Source organism: Streptomyces sp. NPDC001796, assembly GCF_042892355.1.
Classification (GTDB): domain Bacteria; phylum Actinomycetota; class Actinomycetes; order Streptomycetales; family Streptomycetaceae; genus Streptomyces.
In genome coordinates this window covers 313,980-329,705 of the sequence record NZ_JBIAUC010000005.1, presented here as the reverse complement: position 1 = coordinate 329,705, position 15,726 = coordinate 313,980, and the positions used below count along the sequence as shown (strand labels likewise).

11 protein-coding genes are annotated in these 15,726 nt (G+C 71.9%); 4 read left to right on the top strand and 7 right to left on the bottom strand.

Annotated features, from left to right (window positions below; genetic code table 11):
• Positions 1-6 precede the first annotated feature (6 nt).
• The gene (locus ACFYZE_RS13550) at positions 7-2,265 is read left to right on the top strand and encodes an MMPL family transporter (RefSeq protein ID WP_388992119.1); all 2,259 of its coding nucleotides are present in this window, start codon (positions 7-9) and stop codon (positions 2,263-2,265) included.
• Between the two features lie 188 nt (positions 2,266-2,453).
• Positions 2,454-3,317 (top strand): phosphotransferase enzyme family protein, encoded by an 864-nt coding sequence (locus tag ACFYZE_RS13545; RefSeq protein WP_388992117.1) that lies wholly within the window; start codon positions 2,454-2,456, stop codon positions 3,315-3,317.
• Positions 3,318-3,424: 107 nt separating this feature from the next.
• Here ACFYZE_RS13545 and ACFYZE_RS13540 read toward each other — a convergent pair whose 3' ends face one another.
• From ACFYZE_RS13540 to ACFYZE_RS13525, 4 genes are all read right to left on the bottom strand, one after another.
• Complete coding sequence (locus ACFYZE_RS13540; protein ID WP_200418299.1) at positions 3,425-4,147, bottom strand: 3'-5' exonuclease; 723 nt, start codon at positions 4,145-4,147, stop codon at positions 3,425-3,427.
• Positions 4,148-4,255: 108 nt separating this feature from the next.
• Positions 4,256-5,494, bottom strand: coding sequence for an SAV2148 family HEPN domain-containing protein (locus tag ACFYZE_RS13535; protein ID WP_388992115.1), 1,239 nt, complete (start codon positions 5,492-5,494; stop codon positions 4,256-4,258).
• 115 nt (positions 5,495-5,609) lie between these two features.
• Positions 5,610-6,941 (bottom strand): copper amine oxidase, encoded by a 1,332-nt coding sequence (locus ACFYZE_RS13530; protein ID WP_388992112.1) that lies wholly within the window; start codon positions 6,939-6,941, stop codon positions 5,610-5,612.
• A gap of 163 nt (positions 6,942-7,104) precedes the next feature.
• Complete coding sequence (locus ACFYZE_RS13525; RefSeq protein ID WP_388992109.1) at positions 7,105-7,911, bottom strand: Tat pathway signal sequence domain protein; 807 nt, start codon at positions 7,909-7,911, stop codon at positions 7,105-7,107.
• A 313-nt stretch (positions 7,912-8,224) separates the two neighbouring features.
• On the opposite strand from ACFYZE_RS13525, the gene glgX reads away from it, so the two are divergent.
• Positions 8,225-10,333 (top strand): glycogen debranching protein GlgX, encoded by a 2,109-nt coding sequence (gene glgX, locus ACFYZE_RS13520; protein WP_388992105.1) that lies wholly within the window; start codon positions 8,225-8,227, stop codon positions 10,331-10,333.
• A 110-nt stretch (positions 10,334-10,443) separates the two neighbouring features.
• Entirely contained in the window at positions 10,444-12,795 is a 2,352-nt protein-coding gene (gene treY / locus ACFYZE_RS13515; RefSeq protein WP_388992102.1) for a malto-oligosyltrehalose synthase, read from the top strand.
• Between the two features lie 187 nt (positions 12,796-12,982).
• Here the strand turns inward: treY and ACFYZE_RS13510 are convergent, their stop codons facing one another.
• The 3 genes from ACFYZE_RS13510 to ACFYZE_RS13500 all read right to left on the bottom strand — a co-directional run bounded on the left by ACFYZE_RS13510 (position 12,983) and on the right by ACFYZE_RS13500 (position 15,616).
• Positions 12,983-13,471 (bottom strand): SSI family serine proteinase inhibitor, encoded by a 489-nt coding sequence (locus tag ACFYZE_RS13510; protein WP_388992099.1) that lies wholly within the window; start codon positions 13,469-13,471, stop codon positions 12,983-12,985.
• Complete coding sequence (locus ACFYZE_RS13505; RefSeq protein WP_388992096.1) at positions 13,468-14,793, bottom strand: M14 family zinc carboxypeptidase; 1,326 nt, start codon at positions 14,791-14,793, stop codon at positions 13,468-13,470. Before ACFYZE_RS13505 ends, ACFYZE_RS13510 begins: the two co-directional genes overlap by 4 nt.
• Before the next feature lie 271 nt (positions 14,794-15,064).
• Positions 15,065-15,616, bottom strand: coding sequence for an FHA domain-containing protein (locus ACFYZE_RS13500; protein ID WP_388992094.1), 552 nt, complete (start codon positions 15,614-15,616; stop codon positions 15,065-15,067).
• Between the last annotated feature and the right edge of the window lie 110 nt (positions 15,617-15,726).

Sequence of the window (15,726 nt, the reverse complement as noted above, 5' to 3'; positions counted from 1 at the left end):
CCCGTCATGGGGAACGGAGATACGCGGGTGCGGGGCATCGCCGCCCGGGCCGGCGGCTGGAGCGCTCGGCACCGGTGGGCTGCCGTCGGCATCTGGGTGCTGTTCGTCGTGCTGGCCATGGCCGTCGGCTCGGCCGCCGGACGCGTCGACATCAAGGACAGCGACGAGCTCAAAGGGGAGACACACACCGCCGCGAAGATCATCGAGGACGCGGGGATCAAGCAGCCGGCCGGCGAGAGCGTGCTGATCCAGGCGAAGGACGGCACCGTCACGGCCACCGACCCGCGGTTCCGCGCCGCGGTCACCGCGGTCGTGCGGGCCGTCGACGGCACCGGCCGGGTGACGGACGTGACCTCCCCGTACGACACGAAGACCATCTCCAAGGACGGCCGCAGCGCCCTCGTGCAGTTCGACATGCGCGGCGACGCGGACACCGCCGGTGACCGTGTCGAGCCCGTGCTTGAGGCCGTCGCCGGGGTCCAGAAGGACCACCCGCAGCTGCGGATCGAGGAGATCGGCGCCGCCAGCATGCGCAAGACGTTCTCCGACGCGTTCGGCAACGACTTCAAGCAGGCCGAGTACTCCGCGGTGCCGGTGGCGCTCGGCATCCTGCTGATCGCGTTCGGCGCGCTGGTCGCGGCGCTGCTGCCGGTGGCGCTCGCCATCACCGCGATCATGGCGACGATGGGCCTGATGGGCATCGTCAGCCATCTGCAGGCGATGAACGACACCGCCAACTCCGTGATGCTGCTGGTCGGCATGGCCGTCGGCGTCGACTACTGCCTGTTCTACCTGCGCCGCGAGCGGGAGGAGCGCGCCGCCGGGCGTGATGCGGCCACCGCGTTGCGCATCGCCGCCGCGACCAGCGGACGCGCCGTGATCGTCTCCGGTGTCACGGTGTGCGTGGCGATGGCGGGCATGCTGTTCACCGGACTCGCCACGTTCGAGGCGATGGGCCTGGCCTCGCTGATGGTGGTGGCGGTCGCCATGGTCGGCTCGGTGACCGTGCTGCCCGCGCTGCTGTCGCTGCTGGGCAAGCGGGTCGAGAAGGGCCGCATCCCGTTCCTGCACCCGGACAAGCGGCGCGCACGGGCCGGTCGCGGCGCCGACGAGGGCAGCAGGCTGTGGAGTGCCGTCCTGAAGGTGGTCCTCGCCCGGCCCGCCGTCTCCCTGGTGGTCGCGGCCGGTGCGCTGCTGGCGATCGCCGCGCCCGCGCTCGGCATGAAGACCCAGAACCTCACCCTGGACCAGGAGTTCGGGAACAAGCTGCCCATCGTGGCCACCTACAACCGGGTCAACGAGGCCTTCCCCGGCGGTTCCGAGCCGGCCCAGGTCGTCGTCAGGGCGAAGGACGTCAACGCGCCCGAGGTGAGGTCCGCGATCGCCGGCTTCCGCACGGAGGCGATCGCTTCGGGCGCCTCGCGCGGCCCGGTCGACGTCAAACTGCACGACGCGCAGAACGTGGCCGTGATCTCCGTCCCGCTCGTCGGCGGCTCGGACCTGGACAAGGCGGGCAAGAGCCTGGAACTGCTCCGCGACAAGGTGCGGCCCGACACCCTCGGCAAGGTGGAGGGCGTGCAGGCGCCGATCACCGGTCAGGTCGCGGGCTCGCACGACTTCAACGACCAGCTCGTCGGCTCGGTGGTGCCGGTCTTCGCGTTCGTCGTGGTCTTCGCCTTCCTGCTGATGCTCCTGTCGTTCCGCTCCCTGACGATCGCGATCACCTCGATCGTCCTGAACCTGCTCTCGGTCGGCGCTGCCTACGGCATCCTGGTCGCCGTCTTCCAGCACGGCTGGGGCGCGTCGCTGGTGGGCGCGCACGGTGTGGGCGCCATCATCACCTGGCTGCCGCTGTTCCTCTTCGTCATCCTGTTCGGCCTGTCGATGGACTACCACGTGTTCGTGGTCTCCCGGATCCGCGAGGCCCGTCTGCGAGGCCGGACCACGAAGGACGCGATCACGCACGGTGTGGTGACCACGGCCGGTGTCGTCACCAGCGCCGCGGTCATCATGGTCGCCGTCTTCGCGATCTTCGGCACACTGTCCATGCAGTCCATGAAACAGATGGGCGTGGGCCTGGCCGCCGCGGTCCTCATCGACGCCACCGTCATCCGGGGCGTGCTGCTGCCGGCGGTGATGGCGCTGCTGGGCGAGCGCAACTGGTACCTGCCGAAGTGGCTGCACCGGCTGCCGGACCTCACGCACGACGAGACGCCGGCGGCGGCACCGGCGGTACGGGACGAGAACGAGCCGCTGGGAGTGTGAACCCCACCTGAGCGAGGGCCCGTCGGCGACCGGGGAGCCGACGGGCCCTCCCCTTGTGCGGGGATCCAGGCGCACCGGGCGCAGAAAGCCGACGGGTCTTTCGCGGGCCCCAGCCGGTCGCCGTGCCGACCTGCGGGAATGCGACACTGGCAGACCACAGGAGCCGGTTCGGGAGGCGGAGGCGGGCGATGGACGAGACGCGGGCACGGGATGTGCTGGACGCGGCGGGCGTACTGCCGGGTGCGGCGCGGGACGCGCGGCTCCTCGCCCTGGGTGAGAACGCGGTGTTCGCCGTCGGGGATCTGGTGGTCAAGGTGGGCCGCGACGCCGAGCTGCTGGACCGGGCGCGGCGGGAACTCGACATCGCCGTCTGGCTGGCCGAGGCGGATGTCCCGGCAGTACGGGCCGCCGAGCCCGAACCGCTGCTCGTCGACGGGCATCCCGTGACCGTGTGGCACCGGCTGCCCGACCCCGTACGCCCCGCCGAACCGCGCGACCTGGCCGAACTGTTGCGGATCGTGCACGCCCTGCCCTCCCCCGCGTTCACCCTGCCGCCCCGCGATCTGCTGGGCGGGGTGGAACGCTGGCTTCGGCTCGCGGGTGACGCGATCGACCCGGCGGACGCGGCCTATCTGCGCGAGCGCCGTGACGGGTTCGCCGCCGCGGCCGCCGCGCTCACCCCGCATCTGGCGCCCGGGCCGATCCACGGCGACGCGCTGCCGCGCAATGTGCACATCGGCCCGGACGGCCCGGTCCTGGTCGACCTGGAGACCTTCTCCGCCGATCTGCGCGAGCACGACCTGGTGGTCATGGCGCTCTCCCGTGACCGCTACGGTCTTCCGGCCGAGGCGTACGACTCCTTCACCGCCGCCTACGGGTGGGACGTGCGCGCATGGGAGGGCTGCTCGGTGCTGCGCGGTGCCCGGGAGACGGCCAGTTGCGCCTGGGTCGCCCAGCACGCGCCCAGCAACCCCAAGGCACTCGCCGAGTTCGAGCGCCGGGTGGCGTCGTTGCGGGACGGGGACGAGACGGTGCGCTGGTATCCGTTCTGAGAGCCTTCAGTCCGTCGTCGGCCACGTCCCGTGGGGCGAGCCTCCCTTGCCGACCAGCGGATGGCCGGCGGGCAGCGGCACCCACCGGTTCCTGAACGCCCCCGGTCTCAGACCCTCCCGTCCACCGCCTCCCGCAGCGGCCACGTACCGTCCACCACCGCCTCCGCGTCGCCCTTGGCGCGCAGGAACTCCTGGAAGTCCGCCGCCCAGTCCGCGTACCACTCGATCTGGCGGCGGTGCAGCTCCGCCGGGCCGAGGGCCGCGACCTTCGGGTGGCGGCCGGCTATCGCCGCGGCCAGCCGGGCCGCGGCCAGCGCGTCCGCGCCCGCGTTGTGCGCGGACTCCAGCGCCACCCCGTACTCCGCGCAGACCGCTTCGAGGTTGCGCTTGCCGCGGCGGTAGCGGTCGGCCCAGCGGTCGATCGTGTACGGGTCGATGACCGGGGCCGGGGCGAGGCCGCCCAGACGGTCGCGCAGGGACGGCAGTCCGTGCCGTCGCAGCTCGGCGGAGAGCAGGGTCAGGTCGAAGGCCGCGTTGTAGGCGACGACCGGGACTCCCGTCCTCCAGTACGCCACAAGGACCTCGGCGATCGCGTCCGCGACCCGGTCGGCCGGGCGGCCCTCGGCCATCGCCCGCTCGTTGCTGATCCCGTGCACCGCGACCGCGTCGGCCGGGATCTCCACGCCCGGATCCGCCAGCCAGTCGCGGCGGCCGAGCGGCTCCCCGTCCTTGACCTCGATCACCGCCCCCGTGACGATGCGCGCCTCATACGGATCCGTCCCGGTCGTCTCCAGGTCGAAGCCGATCAGCAGCTCCCGGTGCCAGGCCATGGCGGCCCCCCTTCGTGGTGGTGCTTTCCCCCAGTGGCCTCCACCTTCGCATGCGCCACTGACAATCCGAGGGCGGGATTCCGCTGCTGGCCGGCACCATCGGACAGTTCAGGACACGGGGCGCGAATCGGCCCAAGCCAGTTCGAACTCCTCGCGGTAGGTGGGGAAGAGCCCGTTCTCCTCGACGTCGTCCGACTTGACGACCCTGCTGCCGCCGCGCAGCACCAGCACCGGCGCCTCCATGCCGCGGGTGCGACGCAGATACGACTGCACGACCGCGATGCCGTCGGAGCCGTCCCCGTTCACCAGGTACGCGGTGAAACGGGGCGTCTCGTCGAAGACCTGGATCTCGAACGCGCCCGGGTCGCGCAGCTTGGAGCGCACCCGGCGCATGTGCAGGATGTTCATCTCCACCGCGCGGCTCAGCTCGCCCTTCCTGATGCCGAGCTCCCGCTCGCGCCGTTTGACCGCGCTGGAGGCCGGGTTGAGGAACAGCAGCCGCACCCGGCAGCCGGACTCGGCGAGCCGTACCAGCCGCCGCCCGGAGAAGTTCTGCACCAGCAGGTTGAGGCCGATGCCGATGGCGTCCAGGCGGCGGGAACCGCCGAAGATGTCCTCGGCGGGGAACTGCCGCAGCAGCCGTACCCGGTCCGGGTGGACGGCGACCACGTCCGCGTACCGGTCTCCCACCAGGTCCTCGACCGCGTCGACGGGCAGCCGGCGGGCGGAGGGCACGTCGCCGCCCGCGCCGAGGATCTCCAGGAGATTGGCGGAGGCGCGCTCGGCCTGCGCGAGGACCGCCTGCGACAGGGCCCGGTTGCGGGAGACCACGTTCCGGGTCACTTCCAGCTCGTCCAGGGCGAGTTCCACGTCACGGCGCTCGTCTATGTACGGCTCGAAGCACGGCCAGTGCTGCACCATCAGCTCGCGCAGCTGCGGCAGCGTCAGGAAGCTGAGCACGTTGTCGTCGGCGGGGTCGAGCAGATACCCCTTGCGGCGGCTGACCTCGCGTACCGCGACCGCCCGCTGCACCCACTCCTGGCCGGCCGGTCCGGCGGCGGCGACCACCCAGTCGTCCCCGTGGACCGGTTCGTAGATGGGGCGGAGAACGGCGGCCACGACCGCGCGCAGCCGCTGCTCGACCAGATTCAGCCAGATGTAGGCCCGCCCGGCCCGCTGGGCGCGGGTCCGCACCTCGCGCCACGCGTCGGCGTCCCAGTCCAGTTCCGGTCCGATGGAGCCCATGTCCATCGGCCGTGCCAGGGACACCGCCCCGGGCGGGACATCCGCGGAGTTCCCCTCGTGACCCTCGTCACCAGGGGGCAGCTCCAGCCCTCCCGAGCCCACCCGTGCACCGCCTTCCGCTCCCCCGAGCCTCCCCAGGGGCAAGGCCCCGGCCAACGATCAAGGAAGACTACTCCGGGAGTGCGGCACGGTGCAGCCGGATGGACAGGGTCGTTTCTCAACTACCGTTTCGCGGCTGTCCGTTCTGGCCGGCGAGGGCGGGCGGAGTGAGCGGATTCATAGCCGTGACGTCGCGCGGAGCAATGGAGAAGCCCTGCCAGTGGACCGGCATGGGCTGCTGGTCCTCGTCGCGCGCGACGTGGTGGAAGCCGATGTTCACCCACACCACCGGGTGAGTGAGAGTCTGGCCGTTGACCCACGTGTCCACCGTCTTGGTCGCCCCATTACCGCAGTTGCCCACGTTGTCACTGGCGAACTGCTCGCACGGGTTGTACTCGGTGAAGTAGATGTCGTGCTTGGTGAAGTCGTGGCCGAGGTATTTGGTGGACGCCCCGGGGACGATCTCGTAGGAGCGCGCGTGGCCGTCCTTGTTCTTTCCGGCGTCGCTGACGACCCGCCACCAGCGCATGTTCCTGGCGTCGCCCGCGAGTTCCTTGGTGACGGCGGTGCGTGTCGTCTTGTTGGTGGGTGCCTGGGCGCCCGGGGCGGGCGGGCTGACCACGGAGTCGTACTGCTCGATCCTGTTCCTGGAGGAGCCGTCGAGGCCGAAGTCGAGCCGCCAGAAGACGTTGTGGCTGTGGCTGGTGGCGTAGGAGCGGGCGCCCTTGCCGATCGGCCAGCCGCGGCCGTCGCCCGCGTCGTAGTCGAACGGCGAGAGGCTGCCGGTGGCACCGACGTTCATGCTGACCGTGCCGTCGTCCTGGAAGCGCCACTCGGTGATGTACTCGTACCAGCCGACCTTGTTGACGGTGTAGACCAACAGGTCCTTGCCCTGGGCCTGGTAGACCTTGTTCCCGTCGTCGCTCTGCATACGGTAGGCGTGTCCGCGTGAACGGGTCGTGACGCACACGCCGTTCACGTTCGGGTGATGCGGATCCCAGGCGTCCGGCACCTTCACCGTCTTGATGGTGCCGCCGGGACACTCGGCGGGCGCCAGGTTCATCAGGCCCTGCGCGAACCCGGCGCCGGTCAGGTCGCTGTACTCGACCGAGCCGTCGTCGTAGGGGACGTCGATCTGGGCGAGCCGGGCGCTGTTCAGGACCTCGATGGGGCGGCTCTCGCCCGGCGGCTGGTAGGAGACGTGCTCCAGCACCAGACCGGCGTATTTGTCGTAGCGCCGGCACATCCGCCAGGTGGTGCCGGTGGAGAGCTTCTGCTCGATCCGGTAGGCGGCACCGCACTCGGCGGCCGGCGCGGCGGCGGCCTTCGGCCGGGCGAAGGCCGGGGTGGCCGCCGTGCCGCCGAGGGCGAGCCCGGCGGTCAGCAGGCCGGCCATGGCCCGCCGGTGGAGCGACTGGCGACGGGCACGGCTGTTTCTGTTCACGCGCATGACGAAGAGACTCCTGTTGCACGAAGCGAGAAGGACGAAGGGAAGGCGAGGCACCGCGCCTGCGATCGGGAGATCCGGGGGTCCAGGTCCGGGTCCGGGTCCGGGTCCGGGTCCGGGTCCGGGTTCAGAAAAACGTTCCTTCGGAAGCGAGTGGCCGCGTGGTTCAGCCGAGCCTGCCGACCTTTCGGGCGCTCAGGTCGATCACGAAGGAACGGCTGTCGATCCAGGCGCCGTTCGGGATCTTCGGCAGGAGACGCACACATCGGTGCCTGCCGCACTGGTCGAGGACCGCGGGCTGGGCGCCCGGGGCCGCCCGGTAGACGATGCCGGTGAGCATCAGCTGACCGGGCGAGGTGAGGTCCTTGCCGGTGGCGTCCTTGTAGTCGGCCTTCAGCCCCGCGCCGAGCGGGTCGGCTATGAGCAGCCGGGCCGCCTCGGCGTTCTCCTCCCGGGTGAGAGGCGGCTGCACACCGTGCTGGGCGCCCGTCCCCTCCACCTTCCCGGAGCGGAGGTCGACGGTCTTGGTGACGAGCGTGTCGTCCCTGTAGTCGTAGAGAGTCACCTCCGCGCGTCGGGGCGCGTTCGGGTCGTCCAGTTCGTCCGCGTCCGGCTGGGCGAGATCGACGGCGAGGCGTTGTGGGCCCTTCCTGCCCTCGACGTTCTGCCCCGCGGCGAACTGCGGGCCGCTCAGCGCGATGCGCTCGGCGCGCCGCACCTCGTCGTCCGTCAGCGGGTCGTCCCCCTTGCCGGTCACCCCCTCCGCTGGAGCCTGCTCGACGACGCCGGGCCCCACGGGCTGGTCCTGTTGCCGGGCCGCCTGCCGGGCAGCGAGCCCGCCGCCCTTGCCACCGGGCTCCTCGGCCCCCGCCGAGCCCGGCAGCGTGATCCCGACCATCACGGCGGTCCCTGTCACCGCGACGGCCGCACCCGCCACCACCTTGCCCAGGTGGCGGCGCACTGTCCTGCGCACATTTCCCCCTACTCCCCCTGCGTTGCGGGAGTGGCTCGAGCCCCACTGGTTCGGCACACCACGGCGCGCGGTGGTCAACGCGCGCGCCGGGTGTGCGCCGGTCGGCCGTTAAGAGGGATGCGCGTGAGGGGAGGTTCCATCGTCGGACGGATCAGAGGGCGCCACGGACGATTCGCGCCATACTCGTCACTCAATGCAGGACCGAGCAGGATGAGTCAGGATTCCCGCTCGCTCAGGAGGGGGAGCAGTCACTTTCGGGAACTCGGCCGCAAGGCGCCCCCTGAGGGCCGGCAAAGCTGGGAGAGTCGAATTCATGCAGGTCTGGCCTGGAGAGGCGTATCCGCTCGGTGCCACGTATGACGGCGCCGGGACCAACTTCGCGGTTTTTTCGGAGGCCGCCGACCGGATCGAGCTGTGTCTGCTGCACGACGACGGCTCGGAGACGGCGATCGAGCTGCGGGAGACGGACGCGTTCGTCCGGCACGCGTATCTGCCGGGGGTGATGCCCGGGCAGCGGTACGGGTTCCGGGTGCACGGTCCGTACGCCCCCGAGCGCGGGCTGCGCTGCAACTCGGCGAAGCTGCTGCTCGACCCGTACGCGCGCGCGATCAGTGGCACGGTGAGGTGGGGCGAGGAGGTGTACGGCTACCCGTTCGGGTCCCCTGACAAGCGCAACGACCTGGACTCGGCGCCGTACACCATGGCATCCGTGGTGATCAACCCGTACTTCGACTGGGGCGACGACCGCAGGCCGCGCACCGAGTACCACCAGACGGTGATCTACGAGGCCCATGTGAAGGGCCTGACCATGCGCCACCCCGAGCTTCCGGACGAGCTGCGCGGCACCTACGCGGCGCTCGCCCATCCGGCCATCATCGAACACCTGACTGAGCTGGGCGTCACCACACTGGAGCTGATGCCCGTACACCAGTTCGTCAACGACCACCGTCTGGCGGACATGGGCCTGAGCAACTACTGGGGCTACAACACGATCGGTTTCTTCGCCCCGCACAACGCGTACGCCTCCTGGGGTGACCGCGGCCAGCAGGTCCTGGAGTTCAAGTCGGCGGTGAAGGCGCTGCACGAGGCCGGTATCGAGGTCATCCTGGACGTCGTCTACAACCACACCGCCGAGGGCAACCACCTGGGCCCCACGCTGTCCTTCCGCGGCATCGACAACCCCTCGTACTACCGGCTGGCCGACGACCCGCGGTACTACATGGACACCACGGGGACCGGCAACTCCCTGCTGATGCGTTCGCCGCACGTGCTGCAGCTGATCATGGACTCGCTGCGCTACTGGGTCACCGAGATGCATGTGGACGGCTTCCGTTTCGACCTGGCGGCGACCCTGGCGCGGCAGTTCCACGAGGTGGACCGGCTGTCGTCGTTCTTCGACCTGGTGCAGCAGGACCCGGTGGTCTCCCAGGTGAAGCTGATCGCCGAGCCCTGGGACGTCGGCGAGGGCGGCTACCAGGTGGGCAACTTCCCGCCCATGTGGACCGAGTGGAACGGCAAGTACCGCGACACCGTGCGCGACCTGTGGCGGGGCGAGCCGCGCACCCTCGCGGAGTTCGCCTCCCGGCTGACCGGCTCCTCGGACCTCTACCAGGACGACGGCCGCCGCCCACTGGCCTCCATCAACTTCGTGACGTGCCACGACGGCTTCACGCTGCACGACCTGGTCTCGTACAACGAGAAGCACAACGAGGCCAACGGCGAGGACAACCGCGACGGCGAGAGCTTCAACCGCTCCTGGAACTGCGGGGCCGAGGGCGAGAGCGACGATCCGGCGGTGCTCGAGCTGCGGGGCCGGCAGATGCGGAACTTCATCGCCACACTGATGCTCTCCCAGGGCGTGCCGATGCTCAGCCACGGCGACGAGTTCGCGCGCACCCAGAAGGGCAACAACAACGCGTACTGCCAGGACAGCGAGCTCTCCTGGGTCCAGTGGCCACAGGACGGCAGCGATCTGCTGGAGTTCACGCGCGCGATGGTGTGGCTGCGCCGTGACCACCCGGTCTTCCGCCGGCGCCGTTTCTTCCACGGCCGCCCGGTGCAGGGCACGCACGACGAGCTCTCCGACATCGCGTGGTTCACGCCGGAGGGTGAGGAGATGACCCAGCGGGACTGGACGTCGGGGCAGGCGAGCGCGCTGACGGTGTTCCTCAACGGCAACGCGATCTCGGAGCCGGGACAGCGCGGGGAGCGGATCACGGACGACTCGTTCCTGCTGATGTTCAACCCCTCCCCGAAGACGCTCGAGTTCGTGGTGCCGGTCGACCACGGGCGCCAGTGGCAGGTGGTCGTCGACACGGCCGTCCCGGAGGGGCTGCCGCCGGGCACCGGTACGAAGATCGAGGCCGGAGGCCGGCTGACGCTGGTGGACCGGAGCCTGGTGGTGCTGCAGCGGCCCGACTAGCCGGTGGCCCGGCCGCGGGGCACGCGCGCGGGGCGGACGTTTTCCGTGGGCGGCCGGGTCGGCGGCGCGTCGATGACACGAAAGGCGGCGCGGAGGGTACGTAGCTTTCCATGACACCTGAGCGTCCCGGCCCGACGGTGCCCACGGCCACATACCGGCTGCAGTTGCAGCCGCGGTTCCCGTTCGATGCGGCGGAGGCGGCCGTGCCGTACCTGGCCGCCCTCGGCGTCTCGCACCTGCATCTGTCGCCGATCCTCCAGGCCGTCCCGGGCTCGCCGCACGGCTACGACGTCGTCGACCACGCCCGCGTGCGCGACGAACTCGGCGGCGAGGCGGGGCTGCGCTCCCTGGCGCGCACGGCCCGGAAGCACGGGCTGGGCCTGGTCGTGGACATCGTGCCCAACCACATGGCCGCCTTCCCCCGCCACAACAGGGCCCTGTGGGAGGTGCTGCGCGAGGGCCCGGCGTCGCCGTACGCCCGCTGGTTCGACATCGACTGGGACGCGCAGGGCGGGCAGCTGCTGGTGCCGGTCCTCGGGGGCCGGCTCGGCGAGGTGATCGAGGACCTCAAGGTCGACGGGGACGTGCTGCGCTACCACGAGCACGTCTTCCCGTTGCGTGAGGGCACCGGGAAACTGCCGCTGCCCCAGCTGATCGACGCCCAGTGGTACCGCCCGGTGTGGTGGCGGCTGGCCCGTACCGAGCTGAACTACCGGCGGTTCTTCAGCATCTCCGAGCTGATCGGGGTGCGCGTGGAGGACCCGGAGGTCTTCGCCGCGACCCACGGCACGCTGCTGCGGCTGCTCGACGAGGGCGTCATCGACGGTCTGCGCATCGACCATCCGGACGGCCTCGCGGACCCGGAGGCGTATCTGCGCCGGCTCGACGAAGCCACCGGCGGACGCTGGACGGTCGTCGAGAAGATCCTCGCCGACGGCGAGCACCTGCCCACCGCCTGGCCGGTCGCGGGCACCACCGGCTACGACGCGCTGCGGCACGTCGACGGGCTCTTCGCGGACCCCGAGGGCACCGAGGAACTGCTCGGACACTACCGGCTCTTCGCGATCCCGCGCGGCGACCGCGGCGGCCAGTGGGCCTCGACGGTGCGGCGCGCCGCCTACGAGGTGGTCACGCACGAGCTGGCGACCGAGGTGGAGCGCCTCACCCGCGTGGCGAGCCGGCTGTGCGCCACGTCCCCGGACCCGGCCCTGCGCGACCACGCGCCCTGGGCGCTGCACACAGCGCTGCGGGAACTCCTCGTCCGCATGGAGGTGTACCGGCCGTACGCCTCCCAGGACGCCGCCGAAGTGGTCACCGAGGCGGCCGCCGCCGAGGCCCGGGCGGCGTTCGCGGTCCCCGAGGAGGCGCACGTGGTGACCGTCGTACGCGACCTGGTGCTGGGGCGGGCCGGCGAGGGGCCCGACCTCGAGGAGTTCCGGGCCCGGTTCGCGCAGACGGCGTCGGCGCTGCGCGCCAAGTCCGTGGAGGACACGGCGTTCTACCGCTATGTGCCACTGCTGTCGGCGAACGAGGTGGGCGGCGAGCCCGGCGCCCCGGCCGTCGCCCCGGAGGACTTCCACGCGTACTGCGCGCGCGTGCAGCGCGACTGGCCCGTCACCGGGACCGCGCTGTCGACGCACGACACCAAGCGCAGCGCGGACGTGCGGGCGGCGATCTCGGTGCTCACGCAGTGCCCGCAACGCTGGGACGACGTGCTGGCCGAGGTTACCCGCGCGGACGGTGACGCGCCCGACCCCCAGCTGGCCTGGGCGGCCTGGCAGACGCTGTTCGGGCTCGGGCGGGCGGACGAGGAGCGCCTGAAGGGGGCGCTGCTCAAGCATGTGCGGGAGGCGGGGCTGCACACCTCGTGGACCGAACAGGACCCGGCCTACGAGGAGGCGGTGGCGGCTTTCGTCTCCGCAGGCCCGTGCGGGGCGCCCGGACGGCTCGTGACGGCCCTGAGGGACGAGCTGGCTCCGCACATCCGGACGAACGTCCTCGGGGCCGCGCTGGTCCAGCTGACGATGCCGGGCGTGCCCGACGTCTACCAGGGCACCGAGGGCGAGTACCGGGCCCTGGTCGACCCGGACAACCGGCAGCCGTTCGCACCGCCGCAGACGGCCTCGGACAAGGCGGACCTCACCAGAGCCGCGCTGCTCGTGCGCCGGCGGCGCCCGGAGGTCTTCGGCGCCTCGGCGACGTACGCGCCGCTGGCGGCCGAGGGCCCGGGTGCCGCGCACTGTGTCGCCTTCGTGCGCTCCGGTGAGGTGCTCACGGCGGTCACGCGACTGTCGCTGCGGCTGGCGGAGGCGGGCGGCTGGCACGACACGTCCCTCCCACTGCCGCCCGGCCGCTGGGCCGACGCGCTGGCACCGGAGCGGGAGTACGAGGGGCACACGCGCGTGGCGGACCTGTTCGGGCGGCTGCCGGTGGCGCTGCTGGAGCGGGTGGGCGGGCGGTGACGCCGTGCCCCTGTGCGCCGTCCGAAGCGTCCGTCACCGTCGCGGGGCGCGGGCCGCACCAGCGGTGAGCCCGCACGTCCGCGCGCACGCGCGTGGGGCCGTCAGCTCCTTCCCCACGTGTGCGAGGCCGTCAGCTCCTCCCCCACCCGTGCGAGGCCGTCAGCTCCTCCCCACCCGTGCGAGGTCGTCAGCTCCTCCCCCACGCGCGTGCGGCGCCGGTGACGGCCCCGTGTGCGTGGCGACCGTCCGGCACCGAGCGGGCCGGGGTCTGGTCCGACAGCGCGAACACCGCGCCGGTCTTCGCGGTCAGGTCGCAGCTGTTCGCGAAGGTGTGGGTGTAGTCCACCTTGTGGCCGTTCCACTCGCCGCGCGCGGAGACGGTCACGGGGGCGTAGAGCATGGTGCAGTAGGAATGCTCGGGCGGGATGCGGCGGATGTCGCCCTGCACGGCGGCCAGTTGGTCGCAGGCCTGGGCGGCCCGTGCGTGTCCCTGGGGCGGGTCGCAGATCAGGAGCGTGCCGCGGACGTCCCGGGAACGGGCGTCGCCCTTGGTGATCGTCAGATAGAGCCAGTTGCTGCTGGTGGCCGGCTGGGGCGCCGCCTGGGCCGGTGTGGCGATGAGCAAGGCGGTCGCGGCGAGCAGGGCGCCGCGCAGGGCCAGGATCGTCTTGTTCATTCCCTGTGCATCGGCACCGCCGGAGCCGAACCCCAGTCCTTCTCACCCGAATGGGAGCGTACGGCCGCGTACCGCCCGGCGAGTTCGAAGGCGGCGAGCACCACCCGTGCCTGGTACTCGGCCTGGCGCGCCACCGGGATCCAGCGTGCGCCGTAGCCGTCGTGGTAGTCGGCGCACCAGGCGTCGATCAGCCGGTCCAGTTCCGGCAGCACGTCGGCCGCCGCGCGCCCGGCGGCCCTGGCGAGCTGGTGCAGCAGTCCCGCGGTGCGCAGCGCGACCCGGCGGCCCGAGATGCCGAGTGCGGTCAGCCGTGCGGTGTCCAGCGGCGGCAGCGGCCGCTGACCGGCGCCGTACAGGTCGGGGTCCCAGGAGTCGGCGAGTCCGGGTCCGACCAGTAAATAGTCGTCCACCGGGGCGAGCAGCCGGGCCGCGTCCGGCACGGCGTCCAGGTGGGGGCGGACACGGGCCAGCAGGCTCTCCAGAAGGCGCGTGTCGCGGCGCAGCGTGCCGCTGACGGTCCGCAGGACCGCGTCGGGGTCGGCGAGCGGTGAGGGGTCCTCCACGGCCGCCACGCCCCACATGGGTGCCTCCACGACCGCGGTGACGGTGCCGTAGCGGTGCGGGTGGAACCAGGTCGACTCGACCGCGGCCTCCGTGATCGCGGCGGCGAGGTCGCCACGGCGCGGGGGCGGGATGCGGTACACGGCGGGCCCGAGGAGCGGCCAGTACAGGGTGTCGTACGGGCCGAGTTCGCGCGGGATGCCGAGCCGGGCCGCGGCGTGGGCGAGCCGCTGGGCCATGCCCGGCAGGTCGCGGGTCAGTTCGACGAAGCCGCCGCCGACGTCGACGCCGTGCAGGGAGCACTGGAAGAAGGGCCGCAGTTCGTCCTGGAGATCCAAAAGGGCCCGGGTCTCGGGCAGGGCGGCGCGATCGGCGCCGTCGGGAAGCCACTCGGGCTGTTCGAGGAAGCCGGGGCGGAAGAAGTTCCGGAAGTACCGGCCGAGGGTGTACGGGCCGGACAGCCAGCCCTCGTTGCGCCGGGCGCCGTCGGGGTCGAGGCACAGCAGCAGGTTCCAGGTGGTGTCGGCGTCCCGGCCGAGCCGGGGGTCGGCCAGCGCCCGTTCGGCCAGGCGCAGGGCGGTGGCGCCGCCGACCGGCTCGTTGGCGTGCGGTCCGGCGACGACGAGGGCGTGGCGGCTGCCGTGGCCGACGGAGAGCAGCCACAGGGGCGTGCCGCCGCGGGACGTGCCCACACGGCGCAGCCGGGCGTCGCGCGGACGGAGGGCGGCCAGCGCGGCGGCACGGGCGCCGAGTTCGTCCACGGTCGGGTAGCGGAGGCGGGGCGGCAGGGCACACCTCCCCTATGCGGTGCCGTCGATTCACCTGCTGTGCATGGCGTACGCACAGTCAGTCACGGCTGGGCAGGTACGTCAACACCGTGGGACCCACCGAAGGTTCGGTGCGGCGGGACGGCACTCCGACGGCGTAACGCGCTGCGGCGCGGCAGACGGCGCCCTCCTCCCGCTGCGTGCGGCGGACCGCGCGCCGTGGCCCCGCTCCGGACCGGCTGCTGGTGCTCGCGGGGAGGGCGCCCTACTCCGACGCCAGGCGGAACGTCATCCTCCCGAAGCCGATCTGGTCGCCCTCGCGGACGACCGCGGCGCCGATCACGCGGCGGCCGTTGACGGTGGTGCCGTTCGTGGAGCCGAGGTCGCGCAGTATCCACAGGCCGCCCTGGCGGCTCAGTTCGGCGTGCACACGGGAGACCGTCTCGTGGCTGAGCCGGAGGCCGCTCGCGGGGTCGCGGCCGATCCGCAGCGGGTAGGGGCTGCCCGGGTGGGGCAGCAGCAGCTTGGGCAGCCGCTCGGCCTGCCAGGCCCGCCGCAGCCGTACGGTGAACCCGGAGACCGCCTCCACGGTCCCGAACACGATCCGCGACCAGCGCTTCTCGGTGGGCAGATCGGCGGTGAGCGCGGCCAGCTCGTGCGGCTGCCGGGCGACCAGGGCCAACTCCATGCGGCGGAGGAACGTGTCGTGCGACAGACGCCCCAGGGCGACGCCGTCGCGGAGCACCTTCAGCGCCCTGTCACGTTCGGCGTCCGAGAGCCGCGCGGGGTACGTGTGGAACTCGAAGGACGACGTCACGGACGTGATTGTCGGTCAGCCGGCCCTGGCATGTCCAGGAAAGGCAAAGAACGGCCCAGGCCGCCGTCAGGGTCGTTCCGTGTGACGAAAGCGTCGATCGGGCGGCGAAA

Coding starts and splice junctions, on each gene's coding strand:
- ACFYZE_RS13550 (WP_388992119.1), top strand. CDS start 7: ATGGGGAACGGAGATACGCGGGTGCGGGGCATCGCCGCCCGGGCCGGC.
- ACFYZE_RS13545 (WP_388992117.1), top strand. CDS start 2,454: ATGGACGAGACGCGGGCACGGGATGTGCTGGACGCGGCGGGCGTACTG.
- ACFYZE_RS13540 (WP_200418299.1), bottom strand. CDS start 4,147: ATGGCCTGGCACCGGGAGCTGCTGATCGGCTTCGACCTGGAGACGACC.
- ACFYZE_RS13530 (WP_388992112.1), bottom strand. CDS start 6,941: ATGCGCGTGAACAGAAACAGCCGTGCCCGTCGCCAGTCGCTCCACCGG.
- glgX (WP_388992105.1), top strand. CDS start 8,225: ATGCAGGTCTGGCCTGGAGAGGCGTATCCGCTCGGTGCCACGTATGAC.
- treY (WP_388992102.1), top strand. CDS start 10,444: ATGACACCTGAGCGTCCCGGCCCGACGGTGCCCACGGCCACATACCGG.
- ACFYZE_RS13510 (WP_388992099.1), bottom strand. CDS start 13,471: ATGAACAAGACGATCCTGGCCCTGCGCGGCGCCCTGCTCGCCGCGACC.